General features: G+C 67.8%; 22 protein-coding genes. 10 read left to right on the forward strand and 12 right to left on the reverse strand.

Annotation, left to right across the window (positions count from 1 at the left end):
• Positions 1-3: 3 nt before the first annotated feature.
• Positions 4-417 carry a DUF5997 family protein gene (locus tag QH168_RS23325; RefSeq protein WP_280236918.1) on the reverse strand — a complete coding sequence of 138 codons (414 nt, stop codon included), beginning with the start codon at positions 415-417 and terminating at the stop codon, positions 4-6.
• 65 nt (positions 418-482) lie between these two features.
• On the opposite strand from QH168_RS23325, the gene QH168_RS23330 reads away from it, so the two are divergent.
• The gene (locus QH168_RS23330; RefSeq protein ID WP_280236919.1) at positions 483-1,445 is read left to right on the forward strand and encodes a LysR family transcriptional regulator; all 963 of its coding nucleotides are present in this window, start codon (positions 483-485) and stop codon (positions 1,443-1,445) included.
• Between the two features lie 159 nt (positions 1,446-1,604).
• Here QH168_RS23330 and QH168_RS23335 read toward each other — a convergent pair whose 3' ends face one another.
• The gene (locus tag QH168_RS23335; RefSeq protein WP_280236920.1) at positions 1,605-3,158 is read right to left on the reverse strand and encodes a succinic semialdehyde dehydrogenase; all 1,554 of its coding nucleotides are present in this window, start codon (positions 3,156-3,158) and stop codon (positions 1,605-1,607) included.
• A gap of 198 nt (positions 3,159-3,356) precedes the next feature.
• On the opposite strand from QH168_RS23335, the gene QH168_RS23340 reads away from it, so the two are divergent.
• From QH168_RS23340 to QH168_RS23365, 6 genes are all read left to right on the forward strand, one after another.
• Positions 3,357-5,747, forward strand: coding sequence for a sensor histidine kinase (locus tag QH168_RS23340; RefSeq protein WP_280236921.1), 2,391 nt, complete (start codon positions 3,357-3,359; stop codon positions 5,745-5,747).
• Positions 5,748-6,167, forward strand: a complete 420-nt coding sequence (locus QH168_RS23345) for a roadblock/LC7 domain-containing protein (protein WP_280236922.1) — start codon at positions 5,748-5,750, stop codon at positions 6,165-6,167. It begins immediately after the preceding gene.
• A 7-nt stretch (positions 6,168-6,174) separates the two neighbouring features.
• Positions 6,175-6,549: a DUF742 domain-containing protein gene (locus QH168_RS23350; protein ID WP_280236923.1), complete on the forward strand. Its 375-nt coding sequence runs from the start codon at positions 6,175-6,177 to the stop codon at positions 6,547-6,549.
• Complete coding sequence (locus QH168_RS23355; protein ID WP_280236924.1) at positions 6,530-7,144, forward strand: GTP-binding protein; 615 nt, start codon at positions 6,530-6,532, stop codon at positions 7,142-7,144. The genes QH168_RS23350 and QH168_RS23355 overlap by 20 nt, the downstream gene beginning before the upstream one ends.
• A gap of 212 nt (positions 7,145-7,356) precedes the next feature.
• Positions 7,357-7,674: a hypothetical protein gene (locus QH168_RS23360; RefSeq protein WP_280236925.1), complete on the forward strand. Its 318-nt coding sequence runs from the start codon at positions 7,357-7,359 to the stop codon at positions 7,672-7,674.
• A gap of 180 nt (positions 7,675-7,854) precedes the next feature.
• The gene (locus QH168_RS23365; protein WP_280236926.1) at positions 7,855-8,055 is read left to right on the forward strand and encodes a hypothetical protein; all 201 of its coding nucleotides are present in this window, start codon (positions 7,855-7,857) and stop codon (positions 8,053-8,055) included.
• Positions 8,056-8,068: 13 nt separating this feature from the next.
• On the opposite strand, the gene QH168_RS23370 is transcribed toward QH168_RS23365, so the two are convergent.
• Genes QH168_RS23370 through QH168_RS23380 form a run of 3 tightly spaced genes read right to left on the reverse strand, consistent with a single transcriptional unit; the run spans position 8,069 to position 10,320 of the window.
• On the reverse strand, positions 8,069-8,473 hold the full coding sequence (locus tag QH168_RS23370) for an NUDIX hydrolase (RefSeq protein WP_280236927.1): 405 nt from the start codon (positions 8,471-8,473) through the stop codon (positions 8,069-8,071).
• Between the two features lie 51 nt (positions 8,474-8,524).
• A complete protein-coding gene (locus QH168_RS23375) occupies positions 8,525-9,361 on the reverse strand; it encodes an ABC transporter permease (RefSeq protein ID WP_280236928.1) in 837 nt (278 codons plus the stop codon).
• Complete coding sequence (locus QH168_RS23380) at positions 9,358-10,320, reverse strand: ATP-binding cassette domain-containing protein (protein ID WP_280236929.1); 963 nt, start codon at positions 10,318-10,320, stop codon at positions 9,358-9,360. Before QH168_RS23380 ends, QH168_RS23375 begins: the two co-directional genes overlap by 4 nt.
• Positions 10,321-10,434: 114 nt before the next feature.
• Between QH168_RS23380 and QH168_RS23385 the strand changes: the two genes are divergently transcribed.
• The gene (locus QH168_RS23385; protein WP_280236930.1) at positions 10,435-11,202 is read left to right on the forward strand and encodes a TetR/AcrR family transcriptional regulator; all 768 of its coding nucleotides are present in this window, start codon (positions 10,435-10,437) and stop codon (positions 11,200-11,202) included.
• A 27-nt stretch (positions 11,203-11,229) separates the two neighbouring features.
• On the opposite strand, the gene QH168_RS23390 is transcribed toward QH168_RS23385, so the two are convergent.
• The 3 genes from QH168_RS23390 to QH168_RS23400 form a co-directional block, all read right to left on the reverse strand.
• Complete coding sequence (locus QH168_RS23390) at positions 11,230-12,339, reverse strand: DNA glycosylase AlkZ-like family protein (RefSeq protein ID WP_280236931.1); 1,110 nt, start codon at positions 12,337-12,339, stop codon at positions 11,230-11,232.
• A gap of 116 nt (positions 12,340-12,455) precedes the next feature.
• Entirely contained in the window at positions 12,456-13,403 is a 948-nt protein-coding gene (locus QH168_RS23395; protein WP_280236932.1) for a M56 family metallopeptidase, read from the reverse strand.
• Positions 13,400-13,810, reverse strand: coding sequence for a BlaI/MecI/CopY family transcriptional regulator (locus QH168_RS23400; RefSeq protein ID WP_280236933.1), 411 nt, complete (start codon positions 13,808-13,810; stop codon positions 13,400-13,402). Before QH168_RS23400 ends, QH168_RS23395 begins: the two co-directional genes overlap by 4 nt.
• Before the next feature lie 114 nt (positions 13,811-13,924).
• Between QH168_RS23400 and dinB the strand changes: the two genes are divergently transcribed.
• Both dinB and QH168_RS23410 read left to right on the forward strand, forming a co-directional pair.
• Complete coding sequence (gene dinB, locus QH168_RS23405; protein WP_348537611.1) at positions 13,925-15,187, forward strand: DNA polymerase IV; 1,263 nt, start codon at positions 13,925-13,927, stop codon at positions 15,185-15,187.
• 120 nt (positions 15,188-15,307) lie between these two features.
• Complete coding sequence (locus QH168_RS23410; protein ID WP_280236934.1) at positions 15,308-15,685, forward strand: PLD nuclease N-terminal domain-containing protein; 378 nt, start codon at positions 15,308-15,310, stop codon at positions 15,683-15,685.
• On the opposite strand, the gene QH168_RS23415 is transcribed toward QH168_RS23410, so the two are convergent.
• Genes QH168_RS23415 through QH168_RS23430 form a run of 4 tightly spaced genes read right to left on the reverse strand, consistent with a single transcriptional unit; the run spans position 15,686 to position 19,072 of the window.
• Positions 15,686-16,564 carry a phosphoribulokinase gene (locus QH168_RS23415; protein ID WP_280236935.1) on the reverse strand — a complete coding sequence of 293 codons (879 nt, stop codon included), beginning with the start codon at positions 16,562-16,564 and terminating at the stop codon, positions 15,686-15,688.
• 19 nt (positions 16,565-16,583) lie between these two features.
• Positions 16,584-17,630 (reverse strand): class 1 fructose-bisphosphatase, encoded by a 1,047-nt coding sequence (locus tag QH168_RS23420; RefSeq protein ID WP_280236936.1) that lies wholly within the window; start codon positions 17,628-17,630, stop codon positions 16,584-16,586.
• A gap of 16 nt (positions 17,631-17,646) precedes the next feature.
• On the reverse strand, positions 17,647-18,660 hold the full coding sequence (locus QH168_RS23425) for an AAA family ATPase (protein WP_280236937.1): 1,014 nt from the start codon (positions 18,658-18,660) through the stop codon (positions 17,647-17,649).
• Positions 18,650-19,072, reverse strand: a complete 423-nt coding sequence (locus QH168_RS23430) for a ribulose bisphosphate carboxylase small subunit (protein ID WP_280236938.1) — start codon at positions 19,070-19,072, stop codon at positions 18,650-18,652. The genes QH168_RS23425 and QH168_RS23430 overlap by 11 nt, the downstream gene beginning before the upstream one ends.
• Positions 19,073-19,091: the final 19 nt, after the last annotated feature.

The raw sequence follows: 19,091 nt of genomic DNA on the forward strand, positions 1-19,091 counted from the left end.
GCGCTAGCCGCGGTTCTTGGCCGGACGGTTGGTGGCTTCGCGGCGTTCGGCTTCTTTCGCCTTGATGCGGGCGTTGTCGGCCTGGACGGCGGCGTAGTTGTCGCGTTCGCGGATCAACCATTCCGGCGGATCGGCGAGCAGGGCGGCGATCTCGTCGGCGGTGAGGGCGTCGGAGACCTCGGCGCGGGCCAGGCCGCTGTGGGAGACGCCGAGTTTGCGCGCGGTGATATCGCGCGGGAAGGGGCCGGTGCGGCGCAGTTCGGTCAACCACTCGGGCGGGTCGGTGCGCAACTGTTCGAGTTCGGCGCGCGAGATCGGCGTGGTGCGGAAATCCTCGGGTGCCGCCGGAAGGTAGATGCCGAGTTTGTTCGCCGCGGTCAACGGCTTCATGGTCTGCGGTTTCTTGTCCGGGCTCACCGACACATCCTACTGGGCGCGGCCGCACGCGGGTGGCGGCGGGCCGGGCGCATACGCTGATACGAATGAGCCGCTTCGCTTCGATCGATATCGTGCGTCTGCGCTGGTTCGTCGCGGTCGCGCAGGAATTGCATTTCGCGCGGGCGGCGAAAGCGCTGCACATCTCCCGCCAGAAGCTCAGCCACACCGTCATCGAGTTGGAGAACGAACTCGGGACCAAGCTGTTCGTTCCCGGCGCGCAGCCGACGCAGCTGACCGAGGACGGGGCTGCGCTCCTGCGTGAAGCCACCGATCTCATCGCCCGCGCCGATGCGGAGCAGGCCGCGCCGGACTCGCCGGACACCGCCGGGCTGCGGGTGGGTTTCGTCCCGGGAGTCACGGTGTCGAAATGGCAGCGGATCTGGGCGGAGCGGTTTCCCGATGTGCCGTTGACACTCACCGCCCTCGCGCAGGCCGATCAGCTGACGGCCCTGCGGGAAGGTCACGTCGATATGTGTTTCGTTCGGCGTCCGATCGACGACGCCGGCCTGAACGCGATCCCGCTCTACCGGGAACTGCCGGTGGTCGTCGTGCCGAAGGAGCATCCGATCTCGGTGTTCACCGAGGTCACCACCGCCGATCTGGCCGAGGAAATCCGGCAGGACACCAGCGACCTCGATCGGGCCGCTGGCAGTATCGAATTGGTGGCGGCCGGTGTGGGTGTGGCCATCGTGCCGCATTCGATCGCCCGGCTGCACGCCCGCCGCGATGTGGTGTATCGGACCGTGACCGATGCCCCGGAGACCGAGATCGCGCTGGCCTGGCCGTCGGACCGGACCACCGAACTGGTCGAGGAGTTCATCGGGGTGGTGCGCGGCCGTTCCGAACGCAGTTCCCGATCACCGTCCACCGAGCGGGCCGAGCCGAAGAAGGCCGCGCGTGGCGGCACCAAGACCTCGAGCGCGGCCAAGAAACCGGCGGGCGGGAAAGCGCGAGCGACCGGCGCAAAAGCGGGCGCCAAGAAACCGGCGCGACGACGCGGACGATAGCCGCGGCGGCGCCGACCGGTCGCCCTCGAGTAACTCGACGGTCCGGGCGTCGGCGAGGTCGCGGCGCGCCCGGAACGACGCGTGGGCTGAGAAGCTGCGCTCCCGAGGTCATGGGCTTCGGTATGCCGCGCCCCCGCTACGGCATACCGAAGCGACGGTTCAACGACCGGGCAGGAACCGCAGGTTGCGGGCGATGGTCATCAGGAATCGCTGCCATTTGTCCTGCGAGAGCATCGGCGGCGGGTCCAGGTTCAGGAATCGGGTGACGACGATGGTCTGCGGTTCGGTGAACTTCAGCAGGCCGTCGGCGCCGTGCCTGCGGCCGACGCCGGAGATTCCCATACCGCCCATCGGGGCGCCCGTGGAACCCCAGGCCGGTGCGTAGCCTTCGTCGACGCAGACCGTGCCCGCCCGCAGCCGCTGGGCGATCTTCTCGCCTTCGGCGGGGCTTTGCGCCCACACACTGGCATTGAGGCCGTATTCGGTGTCGTTGGCCAGGCGCACCGCCTCGTCGACGGAATCGACGGGGTAGATCGAGACCAGCGGACCGAAGGTCTCGTTGCGCCCGCATTCCATCTCGTCGGTGACCTTCGACAGGATGGTCGGCTCGAAGAACAGCGGGCCGAGGTCGGGGCGGGCCTTACCGCCGGTGCGCACTTCGGCGCCCTTGGAGATCGCATCGGCCACATGCTTGGACACCGTCTCCAGCTGTGATTCGGAGATCAGCGAACCCATATCGGTGGAGAAGTCGTAGGCGACACCGAGTTTCGCCGCTTCGGTCGCCGCCACGAACTTGGCGGTGAACTCCTCGGCGATGGAGCGTTCGACGTAGATGCGTTCGATCGAGATACACAGCTGACCGGCATTGGAGAAACAGGCGCGCACCGCGGCCTTGGCGACCTTGTCCAGGTCGGCCCCGCGGGTGACGATCATCGGGTTCTTACCGCCCAGCTCCGCGGAGAACCCGATCAGCCGCTTACCGCACTGCTGGGCCAGCGTCTGGCCGGTGGCCGAGGAGCCGGTGAACATCAGGTAGTCGCAGGAATCGACGATCGCGGTGCCCACGACGGTGCCCGGCCCGGTGACCACGGCGAGCAGATCTCGGGGCAGACCCGCACGGTAGAGCAGTTCGGCGCCGGCCAGCGAGGAGAACGGGGTCTGGCTGTCGGGTTTGACCACCACGGCATTGCCCGCCAACAGCGCGGGAATCGAATCGCCGATCGACAGCACCAGCGGGTAGTTCCACGGCGCGACCACCCCGACGACGCCCTTGGGCTGGGTCCGCACCTGTGCCCGGTTCAGCACCGGGAACGCACCGGCGACCTTGTGCGGTTCGAGCAGTCCCGGCGCAACCCGCGAGAAGTAGCGGGCGGCCAGCATCAGGCCCATGACCTCTTCCTGGGCGGCCCAGCGCGCTTTGCCGGTCTCGGCCTGGATGACGTCCATGAGGTATTCGCGCTCGGCGACGATGAGCGCACGGTAACGCTCGAACACCGCGGCGCGTTCGGCGGCGGGTCGGGCCGCCCAATGCGCTTGTGCGGCCCTGGCTCTGGTGAACGCGTCGGCGACGTCCTCGGCCGTGCCCACCGGCACCGTGCCGAGGGGCCGTCCGGTGAAGACTTCGGTGATGGTTCTGGTGGGGCGTGCCTCGGCGCCGTCGATCGCCGCGAGGGCGCTCAGTCGGGCGAAGACGTCGGCTTCCGGCGCGGGCATCATTGCCTCCTCGATGTGGGTTACTCGTCGGTACACACAATCTACCCACTCGACCGGCGCGACGGTGCCGGGTGTCACATTCGCGCAGCATCCGATAGCGGACGCCCTCTATTTCCCCGGACACGCCCATGTCAAACCCGGTCCCGTTCAACGGGACCGGAATCCCGATTCGGTCACCATGTCGTTTACGTTGTCTCGATGTTCAGAGCGAGGCTCGGTATCCGAACCCGGATACTGGCGATCGCGCTCATTCCGAGCCTGACTCTGCTGGTGGTCGGCGTGGGCGCAGCGGGGTACCTGGTCGACCGGGGCAATCACGGTAAACAGTGGGCCGAGGCCATGCAGGCCGCCATCGACCCGACCAGGCAGCTACTGGACGCGATCCAGCAGGAACGACGGCTCACCCTCGTCCATCTGGCCGGTGATCCGGCCGCCGCCGCGGAACTGGCCGCCGCCCGGCCGCGCGTGGACGCCGCTTTCCAGGCTCTCGTCGACGCCTCGAATCCGCTGCGCGAACTGGATTCCGAGACCATCGGCGACAATGTCGGCGATTTCGTGACCCTCGGCCAGCAGCTCCAGATGGTGCGCAACGGCGCCGACGCCCGCGCCCTGCCCACCCCGGACGCCTACACCTTCTACACCCGGGTGCTCGATGTCATCACCATCGGCACGCAGCTGGCCCAGCGGTCGGCGCCGGATCCGGCGGTGGTCGTGCAGCTGGCGCTGTCGACCCGGCTGATCCACGGTATCGAGGCGGTTTCGCGCAGCAATGCGCTCGCCGAGGCGGCACTGGTGAACGGCAGCGGCGTCGTCGCGCTGCCGGAGGAGTTCACCGCGCAGGTCGGTTCCCATCACACGATGCTGCCCCAGCTGGCGGCCGAACTCGAGCCCGTCTACCGCGACAAACTACAAGCCCTGCTGGAAAGTCCGGCCTGGCAGCGGCTCTCGGCGATGGAGCATGCGCTGATGCAGCGCACCTTCGATCCGCCCGAGCCGACCGGAAGCTCCGAGGACACCACTAGCAGCGACTCCGGCCGCACGACCAGCACCGACTCCACCACCGACGACGAACCCGCTCCCCTGCCCGTGACCATCGAGCAGTGGCAGGCCGCCGCAGCCGAGGTCGACCACGCGCTGCTCGATATCTGGGACCTGCACAACCGCCACGCCCAACAGCTCGCGCGGGATTCGGCCACCGAATCCGCCGCGGCCTCACTCGGCCTCGGTATCGCGGTCCTGCTGATGAGTGCGGGCGCGTTCGCGGTGTCGCTGGTGCTGGCGAACCGGTTCATCCGCAGGCTGAAGCGGATGCGTGATCAGACGCTCGCGCTGGCCGACGAACGGCTGCCCGATATGCTGCGCCGTCTGCGCGAGGGCGAGCACGTCGACCTGGAACAGGAAGCGCCGCGACTGGACTTCGGCCGCGACGAGGTCGGCGCGGTGGCGACGGCCTTCGAGCACGCGCACGCCGCGGCGGTCGCCGCCGCCGTCACCGAAGCCCGCACCAGGGAGGGTGTGCGCGCGGTCTTTCTCAATATCGCCCATCGCAGCCAGATCGTGGTGCACCGCCAGCTCGAGATCCTCGACGCCGCCGAACAGCGCGAAGAGGATCCGGCCATGCTCGAGATCCTGTTCCGGCTCGATCATCTGGCCACCCGAGAACGCCGTAACGCCGAGAACCTGATCATCCTCGGCGGTGGCGAACCCGGCCGCCGCTGGCGCAATCCGGTGCCGCTGATCGACCTGGTGCGCAGCGCGATCGGTGAAACCCTCGACTACACCCGAGTACGCCTGGGCACCCTGCCGCAGTCGCGGATCATCGGCAACGGCGTCGCCGACCTGGTGCATCTGCTGGCCGAACTCGTCGACAACGCCACCTCTTTCTCCCCGCCGCAGTCGCGGGTGGAGGTCACCGGCAATATCGTCGGCAAGGGCCTGGTCGTGGAGATCAACGACCAGGGCATGGGAATGGACGCCGCGGAACTGGCGCGGGTCAACGAACTTCTCGCCGATCCACCCGATTTCGGTGTGGCCTCGCTGTCGGCCGATTCGCGCCTCGGGCTGTTCGTGGTCGGTCAGCTGGCCGCCCGCCACGAGATCTCGGTGCGGTTGAGCGAATCCGATTACGGCGGTGTGCGCGCGATCGTGCTGGTGCCGTCGAAGCTGCTGCTGCCCGGCGACGCGGGACCGTCGGCGACCGACTCGGTGCTGCCCGACCAGGCGCGACGCCGCCCGGCGCTGCCCGCGTCGAGTGAACCGGCCGCGCGCGCCGTGGAATCCGCGGCCGCGCCGACGGCGACCCTGGTGGCCGATCCGCCACCGGCGCCGCGGCCCGCCGAACCGGTCGAGCGCACCGCTGACGGCCGACCGGTCCTCCCGCGACGCAACCGGCAGACCAGTCTCGCACCGGAGCTGGCGCAGCCGGCCACCCCGCAGCCGGCACCGCAGCGACCTCGGACCGCCGAACAGGCCCGAGACCTGATGTCGGCCATCGAGAACGGCACCCGGCAGGGCCGTAAACCACTGCCTGCCGACGATTCCGCCATGCCGCCGTCGGCGAGCACGACCCCGAAGGAACAGGAAGGCTAAGTGTCCACTTCCCCCGCAAGTGATCTCAACTGGTTACTCGACGATCTGGTCGAACGGCTCGCCGGTGTCCGGTACGCGGTCGTGCTGTCCACCGACGGTCTGCTACTCGGTCATTCCCGTGGAATCGTCCGCGAGGACGGTGAACATTTCGCCGCCATGTCCTCCACCCTCTACGGTCTGGCCCGCAGTGCGGGCAGCCGGTTCGACGGCGGCGGTGTCCGCCAGGCCGTGATCGAACTGGACCGGGCCGTGCTGTTCGTGACTTCGGCGGGCGATAACGCCTGCCTGGCCCTCCAGGCTTCGGAGACAGCGAATCTGGGCATGGTGGCCTATGAGATGAACCTGACCGTGCAGCGGGTGGGCAACTACCTGTCGACCACCGCGCGCAACGGCGCCGCCGAGGTCGAACCGCAGCGGTGAGTTCGTGATGACGCGTATGGGTGAGCCATGGTTCGACGAAGCGGCCGGTCCGCTGGTGCGGCCGTACGCGGTGACGCGTGGGCGCACCATGGGCGCCGCACACGATCTGGACATGTTGACCGCGGTCGTCGCGGCGCGTCCCGCACCGACCATGCGGCGTGTCGAACCCGAATACGCGCAGATCGTGGCGGAATGTGCGCATCCACGGTCGGTGGCGGAGGTGGCGGCCAGCTTGAAACTGCCACTGGCAGTGACCAAGATTCTCGTCGGAGATCTGATCGGTGACGGGCACCTGATCTTCCGGGCTCCGGTGCAACCGGAGGCCGGGCCCGGCGACCTCAACGTATTGCGAGCGGTACTGGATGGAATCCGAAAAATTTGACCCTGCCCGGCTCGACCCGAACGGGGTGCCACATCTAGCGGCCTCGGTGAAGGTGCTCATCGCGGGCGGATTCGGTGTCGGCAAAACGACATTGGTCTCCGCACTGAGCGAGATCGCGCCGCTACGCACCGAGGAGATGATCACCGAGGTCAGCGCCGGCGTCGACGATCTGTCCGGTGTCGAGTCCAAGACCACCACCACGGTGGCGCTGGACTTCGGCCGGATCACCATCGACAGCGATCTGGTGCTCTACCTGTTCGGGACGCCGGGACAGGACCGATTCTGGTTCCTGTGGGACGAACTCGCCCGCGGCGCTCTCGGCGCGGTGGTGCTGGCCGATACCCGACGGCTCGGCAACTCCTTCGCCGCCATCGACTATTTCGAACGCCGCAAACTGCCGTTCCTGGTGGGGGTGAACTGTTTCGACGGCGCACCGCGCTACACCACCGACGAGGTCCGCGACGCCCTCGATCTGGACCCACAGACCCCGGTGATGCTCTGCGACGCCCGCGACCGGGTGTCGTCGAAGAACGTGCTACTCAGCCTCATCGAGCATCTGATCGACCGGGCCACAAGGGCGCACGTCACGACGTGAACAGCCTCGTGCACCGCCTCCGATCCCGCAATGATCGGGCGGTGCACGGTCGGGCGCTGCACTCCGCGGCCGAGGCACTGGCCGGATGCGCGCATGGTTGCCGACCGGTGCTACTTCAGATATTCCCACCGTATAGAATTTTACGGTTTGATGACGCAACCTGCGGATTCGTACACTGACGCGCCAAAACTGTCACGAAGAATGGAATGCGAATGCGCAAGACAAGTCGGGTCGTTACGAGTATCGCCATTGCTGCCGCATCGGCCGGGTTGATGGTGGCCACGGCGCCCGCCGCCTCCGCTGAGCGCGGCGAAAGTGGTTGTTTCGGCTATTCCTACGAGCCCGGCACGATGACAACGACCGTCTACTACAGCAACCGTTGCAGCAAGACGCGAACGCTCTACATCCAGCGCGTCGGCAACGACGGTTGGTGTGACTCCACTATTGAGATCCGTGTTCCCGGCAAGAGCAAGGGCAACGAGGTCGTCCGTTGCGGCGAAGTCAACAGGGTTGTCGGCCAAGATAAGTAGCGCTGCCCACGGCGGCGGGGAACGTACGCCACAAGGTGTTCGAGCCCGTTCGACCACATGGTGAGAGTCGGCCACCCACATGGTCGGCCGACTCTCACCCACGCCCCAGAGATCGGGGCTGCCGCGTCCCCGCACGGACAGCGATACTGGGCGGCACCCCTCGATCCGAATTGAGCCACTATGATTGTCAAACGAGCTTGTGCCGCTGTCCTGGTATCCACCGCGCTCGCCACCGGCGCCGGATTCGCAGCACCCGCCGCTTCCGCCGCACCTACAGGTTCCGCCGAATCCGGTTCGGCCACTTATGCGCGCGACTTCGTGCAGCTCATCGTCTGCTTGTTCCGCGGCGAACTGGTGGGCTCGAAGGCTCCGCTCTGCTGAGCCGCCGCGGCGATCAGCGCAGTAGACCCGCTGTCGCCAGTTCGTCGAACAGCAGCCGGTCGACCGGCGGGACCAGCGAGCGAGCGGCGTAGGAGAACCAGGCGAGCGCATCGATCTCGCTGCTGGCGGTGAGCGTGCCGCGATACTCGGCCGTGTAACAGCTCATCCGAACAGACACCGCGCCGTCGGCCGCCTCGTACACCCCGACATGCGCGGCCGTCTCCAGCAGCAACGCCACGGTCAACTCTTCCTCGACTTCGCGGAGGAGCGTCTGGAGATCGGATTCACCGAGCTCACGTTTGCCGCCGGGAATGTAGAACACATCTTTGCCGCGCGGCCGCGCGCACAAGATCCTGCCCTGTTCGATGCGCACCCACGCCACCGTATCGATGAGTTCGGCCATCAGCCCGTCGGTCACCGTCGTAGCCTATCGGCCCGGTGCCGAGTACACCGGGCCGATAGGGGTCGGTCAGCGACTGAGCTGCTGGAACCGGCGCACCGCCAGCGGCAGGAACACCGCGGTGATGATGATCGGCCACACGACGGCCATCAGCACCGCATGCTGTTCGATCCAGGAATCACCGGCGCCCACCGGTGTGCCGAACAGTTCCCTGCTCGCCGCGACCGTCGAGGAGATCGGATTCCAGCCCGCGATCGTCCCGAGCCAGTCCGGCATCAACTGCGGTGCGACGAAGATCGAGGAGATCATCGTCAGCGGGAAGGCCACCGCGAACAGCCCGCCCGCCGCCTCCGGGTTGGGCACGAGCAGCCCGAGCCACACCCCGAGCCAGATCAATGCGAACCGCAGCCACAGCAACAGGACGAATGCCGCCATCACGCCGAGGATTCCGCCGGAGGGCCGCCAGCCGATCACCAGCGCGGTGAGCATCAGGATGGTCAGCTCCGCACAGGCGACCAGCAGATCGGTGACACCGCGACCGGCCACCACCGCCGAGGGCGACATGGGCATGGACCGGAAGCGGTCGATCACACCGTTGGTGGCGTCGTAGACCACGACCGTCGCGGTGTTGATGAAGCCGAACGCCATCGTCATCGCGAACATGCCCGGCATCAGGAAGCTGCGGTAATCGCCGCCGCCGGGCACCGACATCGCCGAACCGAACACATACCCGTACATCAGCACCGACAGGATCGGGAAGCCGAGCTGCCAGGCCAGGTTCACCGGCTGACGCTGATAGTGGGTCAGCCCGCGCCGCACCATGTTCCAGCAGTCGGCGACCACCCAGTAGCCGCGCGAGCGGGAGCGGATCGGCGCGAGATCGGTGGAATCTACTGTCGCGGTCATGCGGCCACCTCCTCGGTCGCGGCCCGGTGGCCGGTCAGTTGCAGGAACACATCATCGAGGCTCGGCCTGCGTAATCCGATGTCCTCCACGGTGATTCCCTGGTCTTGCAGGGTGCGCGCCACCTCGGTGAGCGCGGCGACCCGATCGGTGACGGGCGCGTGCACCCGGCGGAGCGCATCGTCGAGGTCGGGCTCTCCGACACAGACCCGAGCCACCACCTTCGCCACCGCGGGCAGATCCGCGATATCGGCGGCGATCACTTCGATCAGATCGGCCCCGACGGTGTTCTTCAACCCGTCGGGTGTGTCGTCGGCGATCGCCCGACCGGCATCGATCACGGTGATCCTGGACGCGAGCTGATCGGCCTCTTCCAGATATTGGGTGGTCAGCAGCACGGTAGTGCCATCAGCGACCAGCGCGCGCACGGCGTCCCACACCTCGCCACGACTGCGCGGGTCCAGCCCGGTGGTCGGTTCGTCGAGGAACAGCACATCCGGCGACAGGATCATCGACGCGGCCAGGTCGAGCCGGCGCCGCATCCCACCGCTGTACTTGCCGACCCCGCGATTGGCGGCGTCCACCAGATCGAACCGTTCGAGCAGTTCATCGGCCCGCTGTCGGGCTCGCCGCCCGCCCAGATGGAACAACCGACCGAACATCTCCAGGTTCTGCCGCCCGGTCAGCACCTCGTCGACGGCCGCGTACTGCCCGGTCAACCCGATCCGAGAACGCACCTCCAGCGCCTGATGCGCCACGTGCAGACCCGCGACCGTAGCCCAGCCACCATCGAGACGGATCAGTGTCGACAGGATGCGCACGGCGGTGGTCTTACCGGCGCCATTCGGCCCGAGCAGGCCGTGCACCGTACCGCGGCGCACGGCCAGATCGAACCCGTCGAGCGCGTTCTTGTCTCCGTATCTCTTCCGCAAGCCCTCGGCCACCACGGCGTATTCGCTCACAAGACCCTCCGTACCCTTGCCATGAACCTGAACTGAGTACATTGTACCCCATTATGGGTACGATGTACCCAATTAATATTTCGCGGCACCGCGCCGGACGATAGGGTGACGAACATGGCAAGCACGGAAACCAGTGGTAGCGGCGATCTGGGCCGCACACTCGAACTGCTGTGGGAGACCGGTCCGCGACCGAGCCGTGGCCCCAAACCGGGTCTCACCCTCGACCGGATCGTCGAGGCCGCGGTGCAGGTCGCCGACGCCGAAGGTCTGGAGGCGGTGACCATGCGCCGGGTCGCCACCGAATTGGGCACCGGAACCATGACGCTGTATCGCTATCTCCCGGGCAAGTCCGAGCTACTGGACCTCATGCTGGATCGGGTCCAGCGTCCCGATCCCGATCTGGGGGCAGCCGAGGGCGGATGGCGCGGTGCGCTCGAGCGCGTCGCCAGGGGGACCCTTGCCCTCTATCGCCGCCATCCGTGGCTGCTGCATGTCAACCAGGCGCGTCCGATCCTCGGACCTGCTGCCATCGAGAGCATGGAAACGGTACTGTCGGCGATCACGCCGATGGGCCTGTCCGATGTCGAGCTGATCTCGGTGATCGTCCTGGTCGACAACTACGTCGTCGGCGCCGCCCGCAGCGAGGTGTTCCACCAGGAGGCCCTGCGCACGACGGGAATGACCGACGCCGATTTCTGGCAGGCACAGATCCCCACGATCGAACGCGCGCTCGCCACCGGACGCTTCCCGACCATGGCCGAACTCGACGAGAACGCCTTCGACCAGGAATTCGATCACTTCGGTTTCGGCCTGCGACGCATCCTCGACGGGTTGGAGGGTCTGGTCGCCGAACGCGCGCGCGGCCGACCGGGCGCGCGGTAACGCTCGGTTGGGGTGCGTCGACCCGCTTCAGCCCGCCCGCACGGTGAGCCCGGCCCGTCCGGCAGCCTCGGCCAGGTGGGCCACCGCCTCTGCGAGCCCGGCCGCGGGTACGGCGGCACCGTCGAACATGGCGACGGCCACCGCATCGTCATCGGTGAGTTCCCAGGTACCGGCGATCCGGCCCCCCACCAGCACCAGGGGCGCGATCCAGCCCGCCGTCCGACTGACGGCCGCGCGGTGCGGTGCGGGCAGCAGTTCCTGATCACCGGTGCCCGGTCCGAGCACGTACTGATCGAAGGCCCCGAGCAACTGCACCGCATCGGTGGGTTCGGCGGCGGCGAGTTCCTCGACGTGTTCGGTGCGCAGGTACGCGCGCCTGCCCTCGACATCGACGTCGGTCAGCTCCTCCCCCAGCTCGGCGAACCAGCCGCGCACCCTGGTCTTGCGATGCGCGCCGCGGGTGAGCCAGGCATCGAACGCCTCCGGTGTCGCCGGACCGTGGGCGCCGAGGTAGGCGGTGATCGCCGTGCGCGCCGCCTCGTCGACATCGGTTACCGGACGCCATCCGGGCAGCGCGGCCGGGCTGGTGAAACTGACCTTCGTGCCCTGCGCCGGGCCGTGGCACAGCACGCCCTGCCAGGCCAGCGGTTTGAGCAGGGCACCCCAGCCCGAGCGCAATTCGGCGTCGTGGCTCGCAAACGCGGGATCGGCGACGATCCGGTCGACCAGCTCCGCGCGGGTGAGGACCTCCGATTCCAGCAGCTGCCCGACCTTGTCCGCCAGCGCCGCCACCTGGTCGGGGGTGGCTCCGAAGGTGCGCTGCCAGGACGGTTTCTCCCAGACCCGCGTCGCCGCGAGCAGGGTGAGACAGGCGGCGGCCGTCTCGGGAGTCATCGCATGCAGGGTGCCGCGCATCGCCCAGGTCTTGATCAGTGCGCCGTCGGCCAGGGCGCGAGCGACCGCACCGTCGGCGGGCGAGGTGGTGCGCAGTGCCGCGGCCAGCTCCGCCGAGGACGCCACCTGCGCTTGCAGACCACACAGCCGGTGCGCGATATCGACGACATCGACCGAGGCGCGTGGTGCGACGAACTGCCGCCGCAACCGCCAGGCGAAAACCTGCTCCCAACTCACCCGCATCCGCACACCCTTTCCGCAGCGATGGGCTTCACGCCCGTCTCGAGCGATCGCACCATAACGCGCTCCACCGACACTCCCACCCGGTGGCGAATGCCGTGGTCACCACCGATGGCGCCTCAGAAGATGCTGACGCACAACAGCACACCGGCGGTGGCCGAGAGCAGCCCGCCGACAGTGGTCACGATCACTCCGATCAGGGCCGTGCGGGTCGTCGCCAAACGCAGTGCGCCCACCGGCGCGACCAGCCGTTCGGCGCGGGCCAGCACGGCCGTGCCCGCCGCGCCGAGCGCACCGGCGGGTGTCCTGGCCTCCGCATCGACGATGGCGAGCAGACCGCCGAGCAACGGCTCCCGGCCGTGCTCGCGGGCGGCGGTGTCGTCGGCGCACATCTCCAGCAGTTTCCCGACCTCGGCCGAACCGTGGCGGAAGACACCGAGCCGTGGCGCCGTCGCGGCGATGCCGCTCACCGCGGCGGTCAGCATGCCGTGGCGGCCGGACAGATGAGCGCGTTCATGGGCGAGGACGGCCGCGAGCTGATCGCCGGTCAGGGCGGCGAGCGCGCCGCTGGTGACCACGATCGTGTCGGGCCGTCCGGGAACGGCGTAGGCCTGCGGCTGTGGCGTGTCGAGCACCACGGCGTCGAGGTCGGGTACCCGGCGCCCGACCATGCGCACCGCTCGCGCGTGGGCATGGGTGCGTCGTCGCATCGTCATCAGCGCGCGGGCGGCGCGCCAGCCGAGCAACCCCGCGCCGACGGCGATCAATATCGCGAGTCCGAAGGTCACCACCCGTCCCGCGGTGTGGTCGTAGGGGTGGACCGGTGTGCCGATGACCGCGTAGCAGGCGCGCAGGGCCTCGTCCGAATGCCGCCACACGGTGCCGAACTCGATCACGAACAGGACCGCCGACACCGTCCACGCGACCAGCGCGCTGGCCATCGTGACCACCCACGCGAGCACACCGAGCCGCGGCGCGATCCCCGCCCCGGTCAACCGGCGCAACACCGGCGGACCGAGTACGGCCACCACGGACCCGTACACCAGCAGCGATGATGCGAGGCTCACGCGGGACCCGGCGATTTCCGTGCCGTCAGCCGGCGCAGCGCGGCCCGCAGACCCGCCGATTCCTCATCGGTGATCCGGTCGACGAAATGGCTGAGCACCAGATCGGAGCGGCCACCGGCGCCCAACGCCTCGAGCATGAGCCGCGCGCTGTGCTCCTCCCTGGTCAGCGTCGGCCAGTACCGGTAGGCCTTACCGGCGCGCTCGCGCGCGAGCCAACCTTTGCGATGCAGATTGTCCATCGTCGACATGACCGTGGTGTACGCGATATCGCGTGACACGCACAGCTCCTCGTACATGTCACGGACGCTGGTGGTCTCGGTGTCCCGATCCCAGATCCGATCCATGATCACCGCCTCGAGATCACCGAACCCACGCACCGCGCCGACTCCCTCATCACTGGCCCGCATCCGTCTCATCGTGTGCTCAGCGTACTCGCCGAACGCATTTTCTACGTACCCGAGCCGTAGGTCGGCAAACCCTGAGCACCGCGACCTGTCGGACCTCCATGCGAACATACGTTCGTGTCCGATTCCGTGCCCGTCGCCCCCACCCGGCCGCCCGAGCCTGCCCGCGATCGTCGCCCGCGGATCACCGCGCGGGCCGACGCCTCGATCCTGCATGCCGATCTGGACTCGTTCTACGCCTCGGTCGAACAACGCGACGATCGCGCGCTGCGCGGCAGGCCGGTGCTCGTCGGTGGCGGGGTGGTGCTTGCGGCCAGTTACGAGGCCAAGCGGCTGGGTGTGCGCACGCCGATGAACTGCGGGCAGGCGCTGCGGCTGTGTCCGCACGCGGTCGTGGTGCCCCCGCGCATGTCGGCCTACGCCGAGGCGAGCGCGGCGGTGTTCGAGATCTTCCGCGACACCACACCGGTGGTGGAGGGCATCTCCATCGATGAGGCCTTCCTCGACGTGGCGGGCCTGCACCGGATCGCGGGGCCGCCGCACGGCATCGCCGAACGGCTACGCACCAGGGTCCGGGCGGAGCTGGGGTTGCCGATCTCGGTGGGCATCGCACGCACCAAATTCCTGGCCAAGGTCGCCAGCGCGGTCGCCAAACCCGATGGGTTACGCCTGGTCGAGCCGGATCGTGAACTGGAGTTCCTGCATCCGCTTCCGGTCGAGCGGTTGTGGGGCGTCGGCGTGGTCACCGCCGCGGCCCTGCACGATCACGGCATCACCCACGTCGGACAGCTCGCCGAACTCGGCGAGTCCGGGCTGCGCGCGATCCTCGGACCCGCCGCGGCTCGACACCTGTACGCGCTGTCGTGGGCCCGTGATCCGCGCCGGGTCGACACCGGGCGGCGGCGCCGGTCGATCGGCGCCCAGCGCGCACTCGGCCGCCGACACCGCACGCCCGAGGAACTGGCCGCCTACCTGTACGGGCTCGTCGACCGGCTCGGCCGCCGTCTGCGCGGCGCCGACCGGGTCTGCCGAACCGTGGTGCTGCGTCTGCGCTTCGACGATTTCGGCCGCGCCACCCGCTCACACACCCTCGCCGCGGCCACCGACGACACCGAAACCATCCGCGACGCCGCCCGCATCCTGCTCGGCGGCGCGCTACCGCTGATCCAGGAACGTGGCATCACCCTCATCGGGCTGGCGCTGACCAATCTCGCCGACGCCGACGCCGTACAGCTGACCTTGCCGTTCGACTCGCGCCCCACCGCGACCCTGGACGCCGCACTCGACGATCTGCGCCGCCGGTTCGGGTCCGGCGCCGTCACCCGCGCGGCCCTGCTCGGTCGCGGCGAGGGCCTGTCGGTGCCGCTGCTCCCCGACTGAAAGTTTGCTCATCGATTGCCCGACACGGTTGTTCGTCGTATTCTGTCCGAGGCAGGTTCGGGGGATGCCGCGGCCGACGAACCGCCGCACCGTCCGCCGCCGCACTGAGGAGAACCACCGTTGCCGTACGCGATTCTCGGCCTCATCACGCTCGCGCTCTGGGTGTACTGCCTGGTCGATATCATCACCTGCCCGGATACCGGGATCCGTCATCTGCCGAAGATGGGCTGGCTGCTCGTCGTTGTCCTCATCCCCACCGTCGGCGCCCTGTTGTGGCTGTTCGCCGGACGTCCGCTGCACGAACCGCGACTACGGTCCACCACGCGCTACGCCGAATACGACCGTCCCGGTCGCCATATCGCCCGCAATGCCGACGATGACGACGAATTCCTGCGCGCCCTGCGTGAACGCGCCGAATCCCAGCGCCGCGAAGCCCGGCGTCAAGAAGAACAGCGCCAGCGCGAAGCTCAGCGCGAGCGCGACACCGGCGAACTCTGATCACCGTGCGGCGAGGGGCCGCTTGTCCATCAGCCGCAGGATCAGCGGGGTGAAGATCAACTGCATGGCCAGCTCCATCTTGCCGCCCGGCACCACGATGCAGTTGGGCCGCGACATGAACGAATCGTGCAGCATCGACAGCAGATACGGGAAGTCGATCACCTTCGGATCGGCGAAGCGGATCACCACGAAACTCTCGTCCGCGGTCGGAATCGACCGCGCGATGAACGGATTCGAGGTGTCCACCGTCGGCACCCGCTGAAAGTTGACATAGGTCCGGGAGAACTGCGGACAGATGTACTTCACATAGTCGGGCATCCGGCGCAGGATCGTATCGATCACGGCCTCACTGGAATAGCCGCGTTCGGTCTTGTCCCGGATCACCTTCTGGGTCCACTCCAGATTCACGATCGGCACCACACCGACCAGCAGATCGGTGTACCGGGCGACATCGACGGTCTCGGTGACGGCAGCACCGTGCAATCCTTCGTAGAACAGCAGATCACTACCCGGCGCAAGATCCTCCCACGGCGTGAACGTCCCCGCGGGCAGCCCGAAGGGCTTGGCCTCCCGCTCGTCGTGCAGATACCGACGCACCGCACCGACGCCGGTCTGCCCGTAGTCGCGGAACAGACTCTCCAGTTCGGCCAGCAGATTGGCCTCCTCACCGAAATGGGAGAAGGTGGTGTTGCGGTTCTGTTCGGCCTCGGCCATGGCCAGCTTCATCTCGTTGCGGTCGTAGCGGTGAAACGAATCCCCCTCCACGAACGCGGCATTGATCCCCTCGCGGCGGAATATCTCCTGAAATGTCCGCGTGACGCTGGTGGTCCCGGCACCGGAGGACCCGGTGATGGCGACGACCGGATGTTTGACAGACATGGGCCCTCCTCGAGAACGGCTAGCGCCGGGCCGGACGGAACAACGACCGGGTGCCGAACAGCGAGGTATCGAAGTTCGGACCGGCCTCGGGTTCGCGGTGGTAGCGCTCGATCCGCTCGACCTCGTTGCGGGAACCGAAGATCAGCGGCACCCGCTGATGCGGATCGTCCGGCGTCACCTCCAGCACCCGCTCCTGTCCGGTGGTCGCTGCACCACCGGCCTGTTCGACGATGAACGCGATCGGATTGGCTCCGTACAGCAGCGATACCCGCCCGGGCCCGGCCGACGGACGCGTATCGCGCGGATACAGATACACCCCGCCGCGGGTCAGGATGTGGAAGGTGTCGGCGACCAGGGAGGCCACCCAGCGCATATTGAAGTCGCGGCCGCGTGGACCGTCCACCCCGTCCAGGCATTCCTGGACATAGCGCCGCACCGGACGTTCCCAGAACCGCTCATTGGCGGCATTGATCGCGAAACCCGAGGTGTCGTCGGGGATACGCATGCGCGGATGGGTGAGCACGAACGCACCGATCTCGCGGTCGAGGGTGAACCCGTCGACCCCGCTACCGGTGGTCAGCACCAGCATCGTGGCCGGACCGTACAGGGTGAACCCGGCGCACACCTGCCGGGTGCCCTGCTGACAAAAGCCGTCCTCCTCGGCGCGCAACACACTGAAGATGGTGCCCACCGGGAGATTCACGTCGATATTGCTCGAACCGTCCAGCGGATCGAACGCGAGCAGATATTTGCCGCGGCGCCCATCGCTGGGCACCTGATGGGCATCGCGCATCTGCTCCGACAGCAGGGCCGCCAGATGCCCCGTCCACTGGGTTTCGGTGACCATGATGTCGTTGCCGACGGCATCGAGATCGGGCATCGGCGGCGCACCCGCTTCCGCACCACTGCGCGAGGCGAGGATGGCGCCCCCGGTCACCTGATTGGCGATCAGTTTGGTCGCGGTCGCGACCACATTGACCAACGCCGAGAACTCACCGGAGGATCCGGGATGGCGGTGTTCCTCCTCGATCGTGTAGCGGGTGAGGGTCTTCCATCCACGAGGCATCGCGATCGGCCCCTCCTCATACCGTCGGCGTATCCGCCGCGGCGGGCGCATCGAACACACTGCTGCCGTACACATCCCGGTCGGTCAGTGTGATCAGGTCGGTCTTGGTCAGCGGGCGCCCCAGATCCACCAGCCGCCGCGCCTGACGCAACCGAGCGCGATCGATCGCATTGCGCACACTGCGGGCATTGGAGAAACGCGGCCTGCTCATCCGCGCGGTCAGATACTCCGCGAACGCGGTGTGCGCCGCCGCATCGAACCGGAAGTTCTGCCCCACCACCATCAGCTCGGCGATCCGCAGCAGCTCGGCATGGCTGTAGTCGCCGAACTCGAGATGGTGCGCGATCCGCGAGGACAGTCCGGGATTGGCGGAGAAGAACCGATCCATCCGGTCGGGATACCCGGCGAAGATCACCACCAGGCTGGCGCGCTCGTTCTCCATCTCCTGGAGCAGGATCTCGATGACCTCCTGGCCGTAGTCGCGTTCGTTCTCCGGCCGGAACAGGTAGTAGGCCTCATCGATGAACAGCACCCCGCCCGCGGCCTTGGCCAGCGCCTCCTTCGTCTTGGGTGCGGTGTGGCCGATGAACTGGCCGACCAGATCATCGCGGGTGACGGTGTGCACCTTCGGTTTCCGCACGTAGCCGAGCGCGTGCAGCATCTGCGCCATCCGCAGCGCCACCGTCGTCTTCCCGGTACCCGGACCGCCGGTGAAACTCATATGCAGGGTCGGCCGGGACGACTCCAACCCGAAGCGGGCGCGCGCCCGCTCGATCAGCAGCAGCGCCGCGATCTCACGCACCCGCCGCTTCACATTCGTCAGGCCGACCAGTTCACCGTCCAGTGCGGTCAGCACCTGCTCCACGTCCCCTGCGGCCACATCGGAGCTCAGGTCGAGGACCGCGTCGGCGGCCAGCACCTCGTCCTCGGTGGCCGTAGTGGTTTCGGCCGGTACCGCCCGCACCGGCCGGGAGTCCCCTGCTCCCGGCCGGTGTAGTCGGAAACCGGTTGCCGCGCGATCAGTCGGCATACCTGGCACCGGGCGGGGTGTCGGTGGCGTAGGAGTGCAGGCCGTAGCGCTGACGCCGGTCCGAACCCTCCACCCGGGTCAGACCGAAACCGGGCTCATCGGGCGGACGCTGCACCAGAAAACTCAGCGCGGTGGTCTGCCTGCCGTACCGCGCGTCATAGGCGAGTACCCGCACGTAATGGTTCGGGAAGGTGGCCCGGCAGGCGTTGATCTCGGCCAGCACACCGTCGGGTTCGTCGAGGTCGAACAAGGGCAGGCCCCACATCTCCCAGTAGGTGTTGCGCGGATGCGGATCGTCGGTGTACTCGATCGACACCGGCCAGTTGTTCAGCAGTGCATAGCGGACCTGGGCGCCGATCTCGGCGTCGGTCAGGTCGGGCAGATACGAGAAGGCTCCGTGACGCAGATACATGGCATGTCCTCCAAAAGTA

Origin of the sequence: Nocardia cyriacigeorgica, assembly GCF_029868385.1 — a bacterium.
In the GTDB taxonomy this organism is placed as follows: Bacteria; Actinomycetota; Actinomycetes; order Mycobacteriales; family Mycobacteriaceae; genus Nocardia; species Nocardia cyriacigeorgica_F.